The organism is Parachlamydia acanthamoebae, assembly GCF_000875975.1.
GTDB lineage: Bacteria > Chlamydiota > Chlamydiia > Chlamydiales > Parachlamydiaceae > Parachlamydia > Parachlamydia acanthamoebae.
The window spans coordinates 75,347-92,863 of record NZ_BAWW01000028.1 but is presented as its reverse complement, the minus strand read 5'-3'; the positions used below and the strand labels follow the sequence as shown (position 1 = coordinate 92,863).

The 17,517-nt window shown below is 39.0% G+C and carries 12 protein-coding genes; 9 read left to right on the top strand and 3 right to left on the bottom strand.

The window, feature by feature from the left end; all coding sequences use genetic code 11:
* Position 1 precedes the first annotated feature (1 nt).
* Positions 2-985: a hypothetical protein gene (locus tag AOM43_RS06900; protein WP_059359604.1), complete on the bottom strand. Its 984-nt coding sequence runs from the start codon at positions 983-985 to the stop codon at positions 2-4.
* A 255-nt stretch (positions 986-1,240) separates the two neighbouring features.
* On the opposite strand from AOM43_RS06900, the gene AOM43_RS06895 reads away from it, so the two are divergent.
* The gene (locus tag AOM43_RS06895; protein WP_059359601.1) at positions 1,241-3,277 is read left to right on the top strand and encodes an alpha/beta hydrolase family protein; all 2,037 of its coding nucleotides are present in this window, start codon (positions 1,241-1,243) and stop codon (positions 3,275-3,277) included.
* 1 nt (position 3,278) lies between these two features.
* On the opposite strand, the gene AOM43_RS06890 is transcribed toward AOM43_RS06895, so the two are convergent.
* Positions 3,279-8,540, bottom strand: coding sequence for a hypothetical protein (locus AOM43_RS06890; protein WP_059359599.1), 5,262 nt, complete (start codon positions 8,538-8,540; stop codon positions 3,279-3,281).
* 242 nt (positions 8,541-8,782) lie between these two features.
* On the opposite strand from AOM43_RS06890, the gene AOM43_RS06885 reads away from it, so the two are divergent.
* From AOM43_RS06885 to nqrE, 4 genes are read left to right on the top strand one after another with little or no spacing between them, the layout of a single operon-like run.
* Complete coding sequence (locus AOM43_RS06885; RefSeq protein ID WP_006342177.1) at positions 8,783-10,321, top strand: Na(+)-transporting NADH-quinone reductase subunit B; 1,539 nt, start codon at positions 8,783-8,785, stop codon at positions 10,319-10,321.
* A complete protein-coding gene (gene nqrC, locus AOM43_RS06880; RefSeq protein WP_006342178.1) occupies positions 10,302-11,216 on the top strand; it encodes an NADH:ubiquinone reductase (Na(+)-transporting) subunit C in 915 nt (304 codons plus the stop codon). Before AOM43_RS06885 ends, nqrC begins: the two co-directional genes overlap by 20 nt.
* 24 nt (positions 11,217-11,240) lie before the next feature.
* Entirely contained in the window at positions 11,241-11,873 is a 633-nt protein-coding gene (gene nqrD, locus AOM43_RS06875; protein ID WP_006342179.1) for an NADH:ubiquinone reductase (Na(+)-transporting) subunit D, read from the top strand.
* 12 nt (positions 11,874-11,885) lie between these two features.
* Positions 11,886-12,608 carry an NADH:ubiquinone reductase (Na(+)-transporting) subunit E gene (gene nqrE, locus AOM43_RS06870; RefSeq protein WP_013925454.1) on the top strand — a complete coding sequence of 241 codons (723 nt, stop codon included), beginning with the start codon at positions 11,886-11,888 and terminating at the stop codon, positions 12,606-12,608.
* Between the two features lie 61 nt (positions 12,609-12,669).
* Here nqrE and AOM43_RS06865 read toward each other — a convergent pair whose 3' ends face one another.
* On the bottom strand, positions 12,670-15,243 hold the full coding sequence (locus AOM43_RS06865; protein WP_059359596.1) for a glycogen/starch/alpha-glucan phosphorylase: 2,574 nt from the start codon (positions 15,241-15,243) through the stop codon (positions 12,670-12,672).
* A gap of 136 nt (positions 15,244-15,379) precedes the next feature.
* Between AOM43_RS06865 and AOM43_RS06860 the strand changes: the two genes are divergently transcribed.
* The 4 genes from AOM43_RS06860 (at position 15,380) to AOM43_RS06845 (ending at position 17,517) form a co-directional block, all read left to right on the top strand.
* Positions 15,380-15,580, top strand: coding sequence for a hypothetical protein (locus tag AOM43_RS06860; RefSeq protein WP_059359594.1), 201 nt, complete (start codon positions 15,380-15,382; stop codon positions 15,578-15,580).
* Between the two features lie 6 nt (positions 15,581-15,586).
* The gene (locus AOM43_RS06855) at positions 15,587-16,270 is read left to right on the top strand and encodes a sulfite exporter TauE/SafE family protein (protein ID WP_059359592.1); all 684 of its coding nucleotides are present in this window, start codon (positions 15,587-15,589) and stop codon (positions 16,268-16,270) included.
* 181 nt (positions 16,271-16,451) lie between these two features.
* Positions 16,452-16,664, top strand: coding sequence for a hypothetical protein (locus tag AOM43_RS06850; protein WP_059359589.1), 213 nt, complete (start codon positions 16,452-16,454; stop codon positions 16,662-16,664).
* 76 nt (positions 16,665-16,740) lie between these two features.
* The gene (locus AOM43_RS06845; protein ID WP_059359587.1) at positions 16,741-17,517 is read left to right on the top strand and encodes an SAM-dependent methyltransferase; all 777 of its coding nucleotides are present in this window, start codon (positions 16,741-16,743) and stop codon (positions 17,515-17,517) included.

Below are 17,517 nucleotides of genomic sequence, written 5' to 3'. Positions count from 1 at the left end.
GCTAGGATTGGAGAGAAAACTCTTCGCCAAAAATAGTGGAGAGCCGATTTTCCATGGCTTGCACAAGCTCTGGATAATATTGGGGATAATTTTCTTTGAACCATAAATCAAACTTAGCCACAATTTTCATAAGATCACTACGATAAACTTTAAGATTTTTCATGTTGTCTGAAGGTGATAGCTTTCCAATATCCAAATGAATCGGATAAACGGTTTCCCCATGCACAAAACCCGTGTTATGCATCACGCCATGATCTCGATCATAAATCCCCTTGGCGTACTCTTGCAAATAAAGATCAAAGATTTGATTTACTCGATCAATCGCAGTTAACACAAATCCTTTGGAAAGCAAAGCGGTCATTTCCTGACGTGTGGTAACAGCTTTCTCTTGGACCACATAGATGATTTCACTTAAGTTAAGCTGATGCGGCAATCCCAATTTGTCCGTAACATGTACAATTTTTCCTGGACAGGTCTCCCGGTTCAAGTGAACATAAAGCAAGCCGCTCTCTTTTCTATGGCAGTCATACGCCAGATTATATCCATTAAATACACTTTCTAATTTTTCAAGTTTTTTAATACGCTCATTCTCACGAATCTCATTTAAAATCCCTACTGGAGGAAGCCATTCTACGAGCCATGAAGGTTTCAAATGTTTAAATTTAAATAATTTCAAAATATATTTACCGTCTTCACTGATGAAGGCAAATGATTGAGCTCCTTTTCCAAGGTATTCAAATTTTTGATCCAAAATTTTGTCTAAATTAGCTTGCTCTTCATGAGATAAGGGCTGATTTTCCCAAGCTGCATGATAAGGAACTTCATGCATATAATTGCCTATCCGGAAATCATCCGTTAAATTGTAATATCCTCTAGCTATACCAAAACATAAGAGTACAAAAAGCGCGGCACTGCCTAGACATAAATTTTTTTTCATTAGATTCACTACCTGTTGAAAACGAATGTATCGATCTTTATTTGTCATGTTTGATTTATCTATTTGAGGATAAAGAATATAACAGTCCTGCTTCCTCTCAAAATTCAAAACATATCATTGTAATCCTTTCACTATACTTTATCCCTTAAAACAACTCAAGAGTTGGAAAATGGCCTAAATTTTTCACGTAGAAAACTTTCTTTGCTACTTTATTATATTACTTTACTTTAATCTTAATATTATCTTAACAAACAGGTTATAAACTATAGTTTTTATTATTTTTAATTTCTATTGAGTTTTTTTATGCAATTAAGTTTTGGTCAAATTTTTGAAGCATTTGATGGCTGTGCAAAATCAACACCTCTCAAAATCAGCACAAAGGAAATCAAGGACAAGCCTTATTACTCTGTTGAAATTTCCCCCAGCTCCTTTTGGACTTTAGGCACTAAACGGAGAAAAATTCATCAGCAAAATGAAGAAACGCTCTCTCATTTTATGAAACTAATCCAAAACACAGCTCATCTCGATGCCCAACCAAAGCTTCTTGAAAAACTTCAAGCTAAATATGACAAAGGGACTAAACTAACTGCCGGGAGAGTTCGGAAAATTTATCGTAAATGTATCGCATCTCATTTAGATGGCCCCCGCCAAGTCGCTTGTTTGGCAAAAAAGGAATCCGATCGTGTTATTTTTGATGAGACTTCCACAGCTTACAAAACCCAAAAATCATGTTTTCGCGCTTTCAGAAAGAAAATAAAAAACGAAAATAGAAACGCGATCTCGAAGTGCTATACATCTTTTGTTGAAGAATGGGGAAAAGAACGAGTAGATCGTACCTTGCAAAGATATCATATAAACATGCGGAACCTTCACGCAAAAGGAAAGCCTTTAACAGCTGGCATGATTAATAAGATCTCGCTCGGCATTGCAGATTCTTATGCAGAAGATCTTTATCTCACTTGGGACAGAGTGAAACAAGTTTGCTTGTATCGTGCCCCATCGGAAATTCTACCACTACACGAAAAACGGAAATTGGCAGAGCTGTTAGGAACGGATTCAGATGAAGCCTTAAAAAAAATGCTTATAACCCTTTGTGAAGATCATCTAACTAAAGAATACGATGAGCTACCCCATGAATTGCATGGATTATTTTCAAAAGCAACCTTACTGGATGCCGATGAACTAGAGCTCATGTTTCAAGGAAAAAGAATTGAAGGGATCATTACAGGATACCCGCCTCTCTCCTCACTATATTTTCACTACCCTAAGGATGTGGAAGATAGGGGACGTTTGCAGCTCTATCAAACCATTATGACGCTCTCTCAGCGTGTGTTTAATGAAAATATCCCAAAAGCAAGTGATGAAATCTATGCGAAGGCACTTCCCAAATTAACCGTTTCCGAAGGGATGTTAGTCCCCTCTCCTTCCGAAATTTCAGATGATAATGGGTCTAACTGGTACCTCATTAAGAAAAGAATTGAACCAGGAGGCTCTAAAGTCGCCCTCCATTTATCCCAGTTGCACAAAGGTGGAATCCAGCTTCCTGAGATTTTGGCTTACCGCAGTACAACAACAATTCCTACCCAACAAAAATGCATTGAAACAGTCCTTGACGACTCCTGGATGGGTGGACCTGGCTATTTTCCTTCCTATAGATGGAAAGGGATTAAGGAAGAAAATGAGGTATTATTTAGTAATCTCGACATTCCTTTAAAAGTTTTAGGTCATAGCCTCGGTGGAACTCATGCACAGCTTTTTTTGATCAATCGCCTTAAAAAAAGATCTAAGTCGCCTGATAGGCCTGCATTGCCTAATAGAGACATTCATATTATCTCGTTTGATGCACCAGCTACTAGCGTAAAAGACGCAACAGAAGCCGGTAATTACTTGAGCACGAACCCTCGCATTGCCGTCAATTATTTTTTTAGCTATGAAGACTCTATTCCAGGGGCAGGTGGTGCATTTCTTGGATTCGATATGGCAAAAGAAGCAATTAATAAAGTTAGGTGCACGACTCTAGGGACTGCAAATATTGACCATCCTGCTCTGAAGTTACATCCGCATGGCCGTTTCTACTATTTATCTCCGGAAACTTATTACACGGAAATGGCCACTGAAGTTGAAAATTTTAGCAGCCAAGCCTGGAGAGCAAAGGTTGAGCTCATTAGAAAAACCGTTAGCTTTTTTCTATTTCCTCCAGTCTTTGTACTCGGGTATACAAAAAGGTTTTTCATGGGCAGAACAGGCAAACCAAGTGGAATACGCTTTATTTTTAATAAAATTTTTGGGATTAAGCCGAAGCCCAAAAAGATCAAAAACTATGGGCTTAATTTAGCTTAAACTATTTTCGCACTTCATGTTCAGATTGAGGTTGTTTTTGCAAAGAATACTTGGGTTTTTGCACGGTTCCTTGCACCGTTATTGTGAGTAACTCCGCTAATTTAAAGAGCAGGTTGTATTGCTTCATGCGCACTTGAACGTGCAGATTGCCATCAAAATCCATGTATGACTGATAGGATGTGTTCGGTAAGTAAAATTTCGACAATCTCCCGTTGCTGTATAGATCTTTAAAACGGGTAAAATAGATTTTTCCATCTTTAATTTTGTAATAAATGCTTCCCATTACTGGAGTCAGAACCGTGACGTCTAATCCAATACGGGATAAAATTTCACCAGGGATAGCAAAAATTGTATTGGGCAAGACTTTCCTTTTAGAATTTGTAAAAGTGAATTTGCCTTTCCCCGTAATCTGATCCGAATTGATTAAGCTTCCGTGTACATTTTGGATTTCCAAATGCCGAATCACAAACGGCGTAGCTGGGGTGGTTATCATGCCACTAGGATCGCGCAAAATGCTGGGCCGAAAATCGGAAACATTGACTTGAGGGATATTTAAAATCACGTCCTCATTCTCTGCTTTCAAAGACATCTGTGCAATTTCTAATTTCCCAGCAGGATCGTTCACCTGCACATTGTTGAATGCGATTTCATTTTGGTGATATTCAACTTCTGCAGTTAACGAATCGAAGAGACACTCTCTAAAAACAAGATCTTCCCCGTATAGCTGCCCTACAAAGTAAAGATTTTCTCCAGAGGCTAAAGAATCTTTTTGTAAGATCCATTGTCCACTTAAGGTGCAAGTCCCATTTAAAGAACAATTTTGAGCCTTTTCTAACAGATTTTTAGGCAAATATCTCAACGCTTGATCAATCTGGATCAGAGTCGTCCCTTCATAAACTCTATCAGTAGATGCCGAAGGAACTCTTGCTAAATGTACAGAGCTTCCTAAAAGAGATCCTTCTACACGATCAATAATAAACCCTTCAGAAAGAGTGTCTCTCCATAGCAATTGAACGCCAACTTTTTTCTCAAAATGATGCTCAGGATAATGCTCAGAAATCAACATTTCCCCAGAATCATGTTTTGGTGCTGAAGAACGGACCAAAACCCAAAAAAGATGATCGTTATAAGGGGATTGAAAAATAACTTTGCTCTCAAATGGATCTTTTTCAAAACTCAGGTTTTTACACACATATTCGCTGTCATAAAACCGATAAGTCCCGTCCTGCATCTCCAAATGAAACGCTATATGAGGCAAAGCAAAATCCACATCTAGTTTTCCCTGCACCTCTCCAGAACTCTTGATTTTTTTGATTTCCTCACCATATGTATGACTGATAAAATCAGGAAAAGCCTGTTGGAAGTTTTCAACTGCCCATTCTAGATTGTTTGCAGGCAAAGAAAACGCACAACCTCGAATAGCGGCTTCACCATTCTTAAAATCAAAATCCATCTTTTCAATATCGATCGCCACCTTAGGATTTCGCTCTTTGGCATGTAAAAAAGCGGTTTTGAAATTTCTAAGCGTCATTCCCCGGTCTGAGACAAAATGGCAAAATACTTTTTCTGTCTGATCAAAGTTTATTCCTTTCGCAGAAAAATTTTTAAAGTCCGTTTGAAGTAATAACTCAACCCGCCAATCTTTGGATTCTTCCAAATGTTGGATGCGAACCTCTCCAGCTGCATTTATTTTTCCATCCACAAGATTCTCATGGATCATCTTCTGAAAAATTTTCCATTTTGGAAGATTCCCAAGATCAACCTCCAAAAGATTTAATTTCCCTTTAAAAGAACTATTTTGGTCATAATAAATCCCTTCTAAACCTGCTAATAAAGCATTATCAAAACGAATGCCTAAGAAGTTAACATTCCAACCATAGTCTTTTCGCAAAATATCTGCAGATAACGAAAGTTGATCGAATTGAAGTTGATCAATAGCCCACGCACTCCCTTTTTTACGACCTGTTAGGAGGCAGGAGTCAAAATGATAATTTTCATCACATACCAAATGGCTTCCTAACATTTGGTAATTGTACTGTTCCGCGATTTTATCGTAACGAATTGCAACTTGAAACTCGCCTTGTGTTTTCTTGAGTTGGTCGAGTAGCTTAGCAGAACTCTTTAAGGGAAAAAATAAACCAGTTTGATTTAATCTTTGAAAGTCGTGTACGAGAGTACTGATGTTAAACCCGAATTCGAAATTTAAATCATCAATTTGCCAATCTTCCTTTAACGTTAAATCAAAAGCATTGGGGTGCACATCACCAAAATGAGTCAACTCATGATCAAAAGTAAACTGGATGACTTTGTCACCCGTCAGATTCATCCGATTCGATGAATTTCCCACAACGCGTAATATATCCCGACTTTTATCACTAATCCAAACATCAAATTCTGCTTGATTTTGGGTATAATCAAGTAAGCGGATATAATCTCCAATAACATCATACTCTTCTAATTGATGCGCTGCTCCCACAAGAAAAACCCCTTCCAAATCAGAAAAAATAATGGATTTGGCTTGATGATCATAATCAAAATGCAAGGAGAAATCTTGAAAGCGCATTTGGTCATTTTCCCAAAGCAATTTGCCATCCGTCAATGCGCCTTCCACATTAGCTATAACCGTATATGTTTCAGGAGAAAACGTTAGATTCAGCATCCCCCCTCTTTGCCGATAAGAAACGAGCCCTTCCATAGGCATTTTCAAAAATGGAGAAGGTGCCATAAACCTTGAGAGGAATGTTTGAATCTGAGAAATTTTCCCATTCATAATATCCGAATGAATCACCACATCATAGATGCCTGCTTGCCGACCAGAAAAATCGATATCAATGGCCCCACCAAAGAAAATGCCGTCAGAAAAAGACTCGATATGCCGAATATGAATCTGTGAGCGATCAAAAAAAATAGAGGCATTAATTTCTTCGAAAAGGAGTTCGTTATACTTTTGAAAATAGGATCCTTGTTGAACCGGTAAGTAGCCAAATTGTGAACCATCCTCAAAATTAAAATAGTGAATGGCGGGATAACTGGCCATCGACACTTTTTCCCGGACAGTTTCTTTGACCTCTATAAGGAACGATTCGCACTCTAATGCTAGCTCACAGGCCTGGTAAGAAATCATCAGATTGCGAGAGTCAAAGATTCCAGAAAAGTCCCCAGTTCCCCGCAATTCTAAAGAGGAAGCCCCCAAAACAAAGGGTGAAACAAACTTAGATAAATTAAGCTCTTTTGCTTCAAACCACCCATCTCGCAATACTAAACCACAAATTTTCTGTTCAGTTAAAAGATGTACTTCTACAAGATTTTGCAACTCATTTTCTGGAAAATTCGCTCTTAAAAATTCCTCGTATTTATCTTGTACTTCACTTAATGAACGCGGGATTTTTTCACTTTCCACCGCAAAGCCAAATAAAATCGTATCGGCTCCATCTTTCGATTTTTCAAAAAAATGAATCGAACCTTCCACCTGTCTTCTCGCATGCGATTGTCTTTTTACCCCGGCAGAAATGACAAGCTGATCCGAAACAAAGGTATCGTTTATTTTTTCTTTGAGATAATCGGGGAATAGACTGACAACTTCTTGAGCATTCCCATGAAATTGTAACTTCATCATTTCATCAGGAGATAACCAATCCACCTCTACAAATCCGGCTAAGCCAGCAATCTTTCCTTCGGCAAGAAACTTTTGCAAGGTCCCCTGCTCAATTTTGAATCTCGTATTGATCTCATGAAGGCGCCAATCTTTTTCTTCAAATCCAACAATATGCAGCTCACCATTTGAAATCGAGCACTCCGCTTCGGATTGTCCCAACACGGGAAACTCTTTAGGATTCAAGAGCAATGCCCCTTTCATCAAATCACATTCAAATGTGGCTCTCCAAGGCTTAATATAGAATTTAAAATCTCGAGCTGAAAAATGTCTTAAATTAATTTCGCTAATTTTAAAAAAATCCAATTGGGCAAACAAAGAAGCATCGATAGAGCCTGCTAACAATTCGACAGGATAAACTTTGTGAAAAAATTGATTAAGTATACCAATCTGATTGACCTCAAAGTTTTGAATATCTAGCCATGCTTTTGCACTGGGTTGATGAAAATTTTGAATACTGAACTGAATTTTTGAAGGAGACTTTAAAGATGTGTCAGCAAAGCAACTCATCTCAAAAACACTTTGCTCTGCCGTGATCGTGGACTTCCCCTCTAGATGTAAAGGAACAATTTTATCACAATAAGTACAAATGCCATCCCCATTTACAATCAATCCTTGCTCTGGAAGAAAGATAAGTCCTCCTTGGAAATCCTTGACTTCCCACAAAAGCTTATCCCCCTCAAAACTTGCCAAATAAGAATCTTTTGATAATTGAATAGTTCCAATGAGATTAAAAAAAGTTTTCCAAAAAGGATTGCGAGCAAATTTCTTTGCAGGAGATTCATGACGATCTAATTGGATATTCAATTCGCCAACTTCACCTTTCAATCCCAACATAGGCAAAGCGAGAGCAATATGATGAGCCTTGAGATTTCCTTCAAGTGAAGGGGCTTTTCCCTTCATTAGATTAAAAGCGATTTCTCCATTCATTTGACCTTGAGAAATAGCCAAGGTATCTGTCGAAGGAGAAAGGTGCTTCCAGAAGGTCGCCAGTTGCGCACAGTCGACAGCGTTGAATTCACATGCATAACGATGTTCTCCTTCTTTTAAGCGTGAGGCCCCTTTAAATTGGATTGCATCACGATCATTTGATGAAAATCCCATCTTTAAAAGGATCTGCAAAGATTTATCGGCTTGCAGCTGTCCTTCAAAATCGAAAAAAGCCTGTTCTAAGCTCGAGGCATAGGTAATTCGCCCGTTTTTAAGAATGACCGACCCCTGAATTTTAAATAATGGATGGGGCTTGCCCTGAGACATCCCAGAGAGCAAATCTTCTTCATTTTGCAACAAGTAAAAATGTGGTTCTTCAGCTACCACAGAAAGATCTAGATAGAGAGGCATCCAAGAAAAAATAGGCCGAATTTTTAATTGACGAGCTGAAAAGCGTTCTTTTTGTGAATCTGCATGGGCAACTTTCACATCATGAAAAACAAAATACCCATTGTCAAAGGCCATTTCTCGATATTTAAAATACCCATTCAAACGGGATTCACAGTACTTCTGACAATACCACTCACTTAGCGCTCCAAAAATCGGCTTTTGAAAAAAAAAGAGGAGGCTGCATGCGATAAAAATACCCAAAAAAATACGTATGCCGACTTTTACTACCATGATTCCTTCATTTTCTTTTCTTTGACATGCCCTAATCGAATTTTATGGATCGGTTCCAAAAAAAACCACCTGAAACATCCGAAGGGCTAAAACATTTTAAGTTGTTTTTTTTAATTTGACTTTTGGAAAAAATTCAGTACCCTTGCAGATAAAACCCAATTTGCACCCTGATCTGCTCCTTATATCTAGGAGGTACCAGTTGATGCATTCGGTTAAAAAAGCTCAAGTCGGAAACCATACTTATGCTACGGAAGTTTTTAGATTACCAACTTTCCCTTGCTGAAAAAGGGAAGCCTTTACATCCTATACGTCCTCTTATTACAGCGGGCGATACATTTTTATATGAAGCTCCCTGTAACACAAAAGTAGGTCCTCACATTCGAGATGCCATTGATGTCAAAAGATGGATGTTGATCGTCGTTTTTGCCTTAATCCCCTGCATCCTCATGGCGATATGGAATACAGGCTTACAATCTTTTGTATATTCCAGTGGCAACTACCAATTAATGAATGAATTCCTTTCAAGCAGCACAAGCTTTCAAGGATATTTCGATTTTGCCCTAAAAGACAATCGCTATTTAACAATTCTAAAAGAAGGGCTGTACGCTTTGCTTCCTCAAGCCTTGATTGCTTATGCAGTTGGAGGACTATGGGAAGGCATCTTTGCTTGCGTCCGTCAGCATGAAATTTCCGAAGGTTTTTTAGTCACCGGGATCTTATATGCCTTAATTTTACCTCCCACGCTGCCTTATTGGATGACTGCCGTCGGAGTATCCGTTGGGATTATTTTTGCGAAAGAGGTTTTTGGTGGATCGGGGATGAATATTGTGAATCCCGCGCTCGCTTGCCGCGCATTCCTCTTCTTTACCTATCCGGGGAGAATGTCTGGAAATGTATGGGTAGGAACAGATGCGACAAAGGTGCGTGAAAGCTTAATTGCAATGAATCAAGATTCTAAAGCTAGCACCTTAGATGGATACACGCAAGCCACACCGCTTGCTAAATTTAATGTCACGCCTGAAATCAAACGCATACATGTGGATGCGATTGCGACAAATAATCTGGGGCAAAATGTAAACACCTACCCAACGATTCAGGAAAAATTTGCAGAGTGGAATGCCCATAGCGCAAATCAAGCGACTCTAGGCGAGCTGAGTCAAGAACAAATGAAAAACTTTGTGACATCCCCTTTAACGGAGGGTGGCCTAGGATTATCGCCCGGTTACTATGAAGATGCCTACCAATTTTCCGCTCTTGATCATGGGATTGGTTCAACAAACAACGACTGGGGCTTTTTCTTTGGCAATAAATTAGGCTGCATGGGAGAAACCTCAACTCTGGCTTGCATCTTAGGAGCAATTCTCTTAATTTATACAGGTGTAGGAGCTTGGAGAACCATGGTTGCTATGGCCTTGGGAATGTACCTGACGGCCCTATTTTTTGAATTTGGCTCCTCATTTTTTGCCGGGGCTCAAGGATCGTGGGCTCCTGCGACTTTTGGATTCCCAGCCTACAAGCACCTCCTATTAGGAGGTGCGGCTTTCGGAATTGTTTTCATGGCCACCGACCCCGTCTCTTCACCCAGCTTAGATTCGGCCAAATGGATTTATGGGCTCTTTTGTGGGATTGTCACGATGCTCATTCGGGTGGTCAATCCAGCCTATCCAGAAGGCGTGATGCTTGCAATATTAATGGGAAATGTATTCGCTCCGCTATTTGATTATTATGCTGCACGATTCTATAGAAAAAGGAGGCTGAGCCATGTCCCATCCAGCACCTAGAGGACCTAGTAATGCGCAAGTCATTACATTTATTGTTATTTTGAGTTTTATTTGTGCACTCATCCTTTCTGTGCTAGCCAGTGCTCTAGCTGGACCAAAAGAAATTGCACAAGAGCTCGATCGCAGCAAACAAATGATGATTGCTGCCAAAATTTTAAGCCATGACGGCTATTTTTTAATGCAAGACAAAGAAGGCAAATCTATCCCCGCTAAATTTGATAAGGGAGGCCTTTTAGTTCCGGGTACACAGCAAGATATTCCAACTAGTGCGGAACTGATTGAGATTTACAAAAAAAGGCTCAAACCCTTTTTGGTGGATGACAAAGGCAAACGATTTACATTTCAAGAGGCTAATCTCAATGAAGAACAGTACATTGCGGATTACAAAAAGAGTGGCTATTATAAACAGCCTTATCGTTTGCTCTACGAAATTCTTCCTAACCAAGCAGATGAAAAAGATGCCAAACCAATTGGTTACGTAATCCCAGTCAATGGGTATGGACTCTGGGATGCAATTTATGGATATATCGCCTTAAAACCAAATGGGAATACGGTAATTGGAATTTCTTGGTACGATCAAAAAGAAACTCCAGGACTTGGTGCCAACATAGCGGAAGCTCCGTGGCAAAACCTGTTTCCAGGAAAACATATCTTTCAGGAAAGCCCAGATGGACAAACAAACTTTAAAAGCGCACCTATTGGAATTTATGTTGTTAAAGGAAAAGTTTCCGAAGTTTTAGGAGACTCACCTAAAGCTAAAAGTGCTGTAGATGGGATGGCAGGAGCCACACTGACAGGAAATGGGGTGACAGATGCTTATCGGGAAGTGCTAAATGCTTATCGCCCATTTTTGATTGCAGTGCATGATGAAAATAAAAATGAAGAAAAAACCTAACCTATATACAAAAGAGAACGTGGTATGACACAACAAAACCCTCCAGCTATGTCTTATTTGACAAGCCAATTATGGAGTAGCAACCAAATTCTCGTGGCTGTCTTAGGGATCTGTTCTGCTTTGGGAGTCACCAACCGATTGTCTGTTGCCATCACAATGGGACTATCCGTTTCCTTTGTAACGGCCTTTTCTTCTTTAATCGTTTCTGCATTGCGCAAAATCACACCAGATAGTGTGAGGATGATTACGCAACTCGCGATCATCTCTGTTTTTGTGACGATTATCGACCAATTTTTGCGGGCCTATCTTTTCAGTGTCTCCAAAGTCTTGAGTGTGTTCGTTGGCTTAATCATCACAAATTGCATCGTGATGGGTCGAACAGAAGGAATGGCGAAGAATGTGAGTCCTTTGCCTGCTTTCATGGATGGACTTGGAGCTGGGCTAGGCTACATGTTCGTTATTTGCATTGTGGGAGCCATTCGAGAACTCTTCGGATTTGGACAACTTCTAAATCAGCAGATCATTCCATTGAGCTGGTATGCCTCACCCGAACAACCTAATGCTTATGAAAACTTCGCATTGATGGTGAGTCCTCCCGCGGCCTTTTTTATCATTGGCTGCTTGATTTGGTTATTCAACATCTATAATAAAAAATAACGGGGTTCGTGAATGGGTGACTACACTTCGCTAAATCTTTTAGGTCTCTTTATCCAAGCAGTATTTATTGAAAACTTTTTGCTAGCAAACTTTTTGGGCATGTGTACATATTTAGCCTGCTCGACAAAGCTCAAAACAGCCAATGGATTGGGAGTCGCTGTCGTTCTCGTTTTAACAGTTGCGGGAATTTTAAATTGGTGCGTACACCAATTTATCACGGCACCTGGAGCCCTTTCATGGCTCAGTTATTTCGGGATTGATGCTGCAAAAGTTGACTTAAACTTTTTAGAATTTTTGCTTTTTATTTCGGTAATTGCAGGGTTTACTCAAATGATTGAAATCATCATTGAAAAAGTTTCTCCAGCGCTGTATAGCTCCCTTGGCCTATATTTGCCATTAATTGCGGTCAACTGTGCCATCTTAGGAGCTTGCTTGTTTGCAGTCACACGCAATTATCCGTTTATTCCCAATCTTATGTATGTTTTTGCTTCCGGAATGGGCTGGTGGTTAGCGATTGCTCTTGTCGCAGCTATTCGTGAAAAGCTTGCTATTTCAAATGTGGTACCTGGTTTAAGAGGAATGGGAATTACGTTTATTGTATCAGGATTGATGGCGATGGCTTTCCAAGGATTTACTGGAATTAAACTGGCGACACCTTCTGGTTCAGCACTGGAAAATGCGAATTCCGCAATCGAAATGCAGACAACTCCTGAACCTTCTCAAGCAAATTTTTAATCCATTGACAAAAGCCGAACGACAGTCTGTCATTCGGCTTTTTGTTCTTAGGCTCTCATTCTTAATATATCCGACACCGGTCTTGTTGACTAAATTCGTCTCTTACCTGGTCGAGAATTTCTGAATCTAATGGACAGGGTGCTAGCCCCCAAATTTTTTCACAGTAATTTTTAATCGAATAATCAATCGAGAATTTCGACATCCCTGCAATATTGTGCAAGGCATATTCAGCCCACTTGAGAGGTTCCATAAACAATGTTTCGACTTTCTTTTGAACATTATAGTAACTTTCCAGATCTTTTAGTGTAAAGTAGCGATCTGGAGCGCCCCCGTAATGCATTTCGATTAGCTTATGATACAAGTCACTAAAAGCATGGTGCTCGTCGTCGTTTTGCGCAAATGAGCGATCCCTGAGAGCATCTACCGCTTTCCGAATTTGGGGATTCGCTTCATATATATCTCGGGAGTGATAAGAATTTTCACTTTTCATTTTCTGAATTTCTTCAGCGGAACATCCAAAAGAAAAAGGCCACCATTGATCCCCAATTTCTTGACGCATTTCAATATTCGCTCCATCCTCCGTCCCAACAGTCAAAGCTCCGTTAATCGCCAACTTCATATTACCAGTCCCGGAAGCTTCAGTTCCAGCTGTCGAAATTTGTTCGGAAATATCTGCAGCAGGAATTAAAAACTCGGCTTTCGAAACATTATAATTTTCGACGTATACAATCTTTAATAAGTTATGCACGGCGGGATCTTTATTAACGCGACGTGCGATACAAAAGATTAAGCGAATAATATCCTTGGCTGTCTCATAACCAGCCGCTGCTTTTCCCGCAAATATTGCGGTCCGTTTAATTCGATTGTGATGAGGGTTTTCCAATATCTCTTGATAAAGCATGATTAAATGGAGAGCATTCATCAATTGACGTTTGTATTCATGGATGCGTTTGATTTGAATATCGAAAAGGGAATGTGCATCAATAATGGGAGACATTAAAACTGTTGCCCCATCGGCTGTATGCAGCTGATTTTCTTGTTTGATGTATTCAATCAGTTTTTGCTTATTCTTTTTTTTGATGGATAAGAATTCCTCTTGAGAATCCACATCAGAAGCAAACTCAGCAAGCTTAGCAATTTGTGTAAAATCAGTGATCCACCCATCCCCTATCCGCTTCGTTATAAATTTGGCAAGCTCCGGATTACATCCCAAAAGCCATCTTCGCTGAGTCACGCCATTTGTCACATTCACAAATTTTTCGGGGAAAAAATCGTAGAAATCTTTAAAAACAGAATTCTTTAAAATTTCGGTATGCAAAGCTGCGACCCCATTGACTGAATGAGATCCCATAATGGCAAGATTTGCCATACGAACCTTTCCGTTTTCCAAGATCGAGACCCGCTGAACTTTGTGTTCATCATTGGGAAATTTGGATCGCAAAGCGTTACAAAAATCGTAATTCAATCGTTCCACAATTTTATATTGTCTAGGAAGCAAATACTGGAATAGGCTCTGATCCCACTCTTCCAAAGCTTCACTTAAAATCGTATGGTTCGTGTAGCCCGTACACGCTTGTGTCATTTCGACAGCCATTTTCCATGGGATATCATGCTTGAAAGTTAAGATCCGCACAAGCTCGGCAATGACCAGAGAGGGGTGAGTGTCATTAATTTGAATGCGCACTTTATCTGCAAAAGAACGGAAGCTGTCATGATTAGTTAGATAGTGGCGGATAATGTCTTGTAAAGAAGCTGAAACCAACAAAAACTCTTGTTTAAGCCGAATCCTCTTTCCCGTTTCATGGTTGTCGTTCGGATAAAGCACATCCGTCAATGTAGTATTTTCAGCAGCTTGCCCAACACTTCCCGCATTGTAACGTTGTAGCTGGAAATTGCGGGGGGATTCTTTAGTGCTCCATAAACGCAATGTAACAACAGAGAAATCACGCGTTTTGCTGTAGCCGATAATCGGAATATCATACGGAAGTGCAAACACTTCTTCGTAGTTCGCTAACTTTTGAACTTCATCTCCATGAATATTTGTTGTGGATTCTGTATCGCCACAATATTTCACCACAACTTTGCGTAAGTCGCGTCTAAATTCCCAAGGGTTTTCATTTAAAAGCCAGCAATCGGGAGCTTCAACTTGAACCCCTTCCCATAATTGTTGCTCAAAAATTCCATATTGATAGCGCAAGCCATACGCTTGAGCTGGTAGATTTTGTGTCGCCAAAGAATCTAAAAAGCAAGATGCTAATCTTCCTAACCCCCCATTTCCTAGAGCGGGATCTGATTCCCTTCCTATGATATCTTTATAGCTACGGTTCATTTTTTGCAAAACGCGCTCAACAATGGACTGAGCAGATAGATTACAGATTCCATTTGATAAAATTCGGCCTGGCAAATATTCAAGCGATATATAATAAAGCTTTCTCACATCTCTTAAATTTTGAGTGCGCGCGGTAGCCAACCAGTTAATCATAATCTCTTCGCGTAAAGCATAAGAAAAAGCCCGGTAAAACTCGTCATTATTTGCTTCTGTGGAGATACGCCCCATGGTTGTAATCAAATAATGCTTTGTTTTAGCAGCTAACATTTCTGCTTGATAATCAAGATCGGGTGCTGGTTGCGTCATTCGATGTCCCTTTGCTCTGTTTGCCAAAATTCACGTATAACAAATCATTTTTTTTTATAACAGAACAGAACGTTTAAAAAAAATTGCTTATTTAAGCAAAAATTTGTACGCTCCCATAAAAAAACAAGAGAGACGGATGTTAGCGTTTATTTTCAAATTTAATTGGTACAAAGTGGGCCTCTACACAACGCTTACAGTTTTTATGTCTATGTTTGGCATTGTGGGCTATCAAGCCTATGCGCGTAAATCGGGCAATACAGGTCTCGACATGGCTAAAATTCAGCAAATGCGCTACGAAGCCAATCAATCTTTTTCCTCCGTCCCTCAATCGAAGTGATCCATTATGTCTCTACTCATTTCTATGCTGCCCCTTTATATTTTTGGTAATCTTCACTGTATGGGAATGTGCGGGCCTTTAACATTGATGATTGGTCAACATCGTTACCGCTATTTTTATTTTTTTGGGAGAATGCTTTCTTACATGTTGGTAGGAATGATTGCTGGAGGACTGGGAACAGTTCTTCACCTACTTCTAAAAAAATTTCATGTGATGGAAAGTGTTAGTTTACTTTTTGGAGGATCAATTTTCTTCATGGGGATCTATACGTTAATGGGTTGGAAGTATCCTGGATTGTTATGGATTTCTAAGCGCCTTGCCAAATTTAATGCGCATCTCACAACTTTGATTCTCCAAGACCGCGCATGGCCCTCTTTCTTTTTCGGTTTTTTCACTGTGTTACTGCCATGTGGCCAGACATTGATCGTATTTTCTGCGTGCGCCTTATCAGGGGATTTATGGATCGGAATGCTGAATGGCTTTGCTTTTGCATTGCTAACCTCCCCCTCCTTACTCCTCGCCATGCAAGCCCACCACCTATTAAGTAAATTAAAAGCACATTATGCTTTGTTGATGGGAGGAAGCGCAATGATCATTGGATCCATTTCCATCTGCCGTGGACTTGCTGAAATCGAGCTAATCGAACATTTGACGTTTGAATCGCCTTTTTTTCATTTGGCGATTTATTAAACTTGCGAATTCACTCATTAGGCATCTATATGACAAATGCTTAATCCTTTAAAAGACAAAATAAAATTTTTCCCTGAGATTATAGACATATATTAGAAATTTTCCTATATTTTGCGCAGGCTAAAAATTTGAAAGCTTTTTTATGTATTTTATTTATCCCCAAAAAAATTAAGGAGTACCTATGAAATCAAAAAATTTTACGCAAATTATCCGTGCAAATCATGACAAAGAAAAAAAAGGCTATTTTTTACAAGATAGAATCACTGACGCGGAAGTTTATGTTCCTAGATGTCTTTCAGCCCTTCCAGCAAACATTGAAGAATTGATTAATCAATTTCATCTACAAGAACTAACCGCAAAAACAGATTTAGGAAAAAATAATTCCATTCAATAGTTCAAGATAATTTTTTTAAGAAAAGTATGATAATTTTTAGCCACTTACAAAAATTCAAATAATTTTATAGGAATAGATGGAAAGGTTTGCGAAAATAAGTATTATTGGCAGAGGTATCGACCCATCTAAACATTTAAGTTTGAATGCAATCAAAGCTCTTCAAAAAGCAAATAAAATCGTAGGGATAGAACCTGAAAAAAAATTTTGGTCCGAAATAGAGAAAGAATTTGATACAAAAAAAATCGAAAGTTTAGGGCATCTTTATCAAAATGAAAAAAAAGATGTCTTTAATTACCAGTTTTTTATACAACATATTCTCGATCTATCATCTAAGTTTTCCCACCTTGCGCTTCTCGTAGCTGGGCATCCCAGATTTGGAGTTAGTTTCATCGAAATGCTGAAACAATCATCTACAAAGAATTTAGAAATTGAAATTATTGATGGGATTTCTAGCTTCGATGTAATGACGTCATTCATTCAAATGGATCCTCTTGAGCAAGGAACGGCTCTTATAGATGCAAATCGCCTTTTATTATTTCAATATAAAATTGAACCAGCTTTATCTTATTTTATTTACCATATTTGCTCTATAGGAACTTCCAAAACTAATTTTTTAAACCCTGAGAAAGATAATAGGCTCGACCTTTTAAAAAATTACCTATTAAAATACTATCCAGAGAACAAAGAAGTCGCGTTATGTAGAATTTCAAATGGTCAAAATGAAAAATCCAGGTTAATTAATTCTACAATAGCAGATTTAAATATTTCTGAGATCGATTTTAGTACAACATTGTACATCCCTGCAAACAATCCTAATCAAATAGACTGGAATTTTTTAAATCTCTTGAGGTAA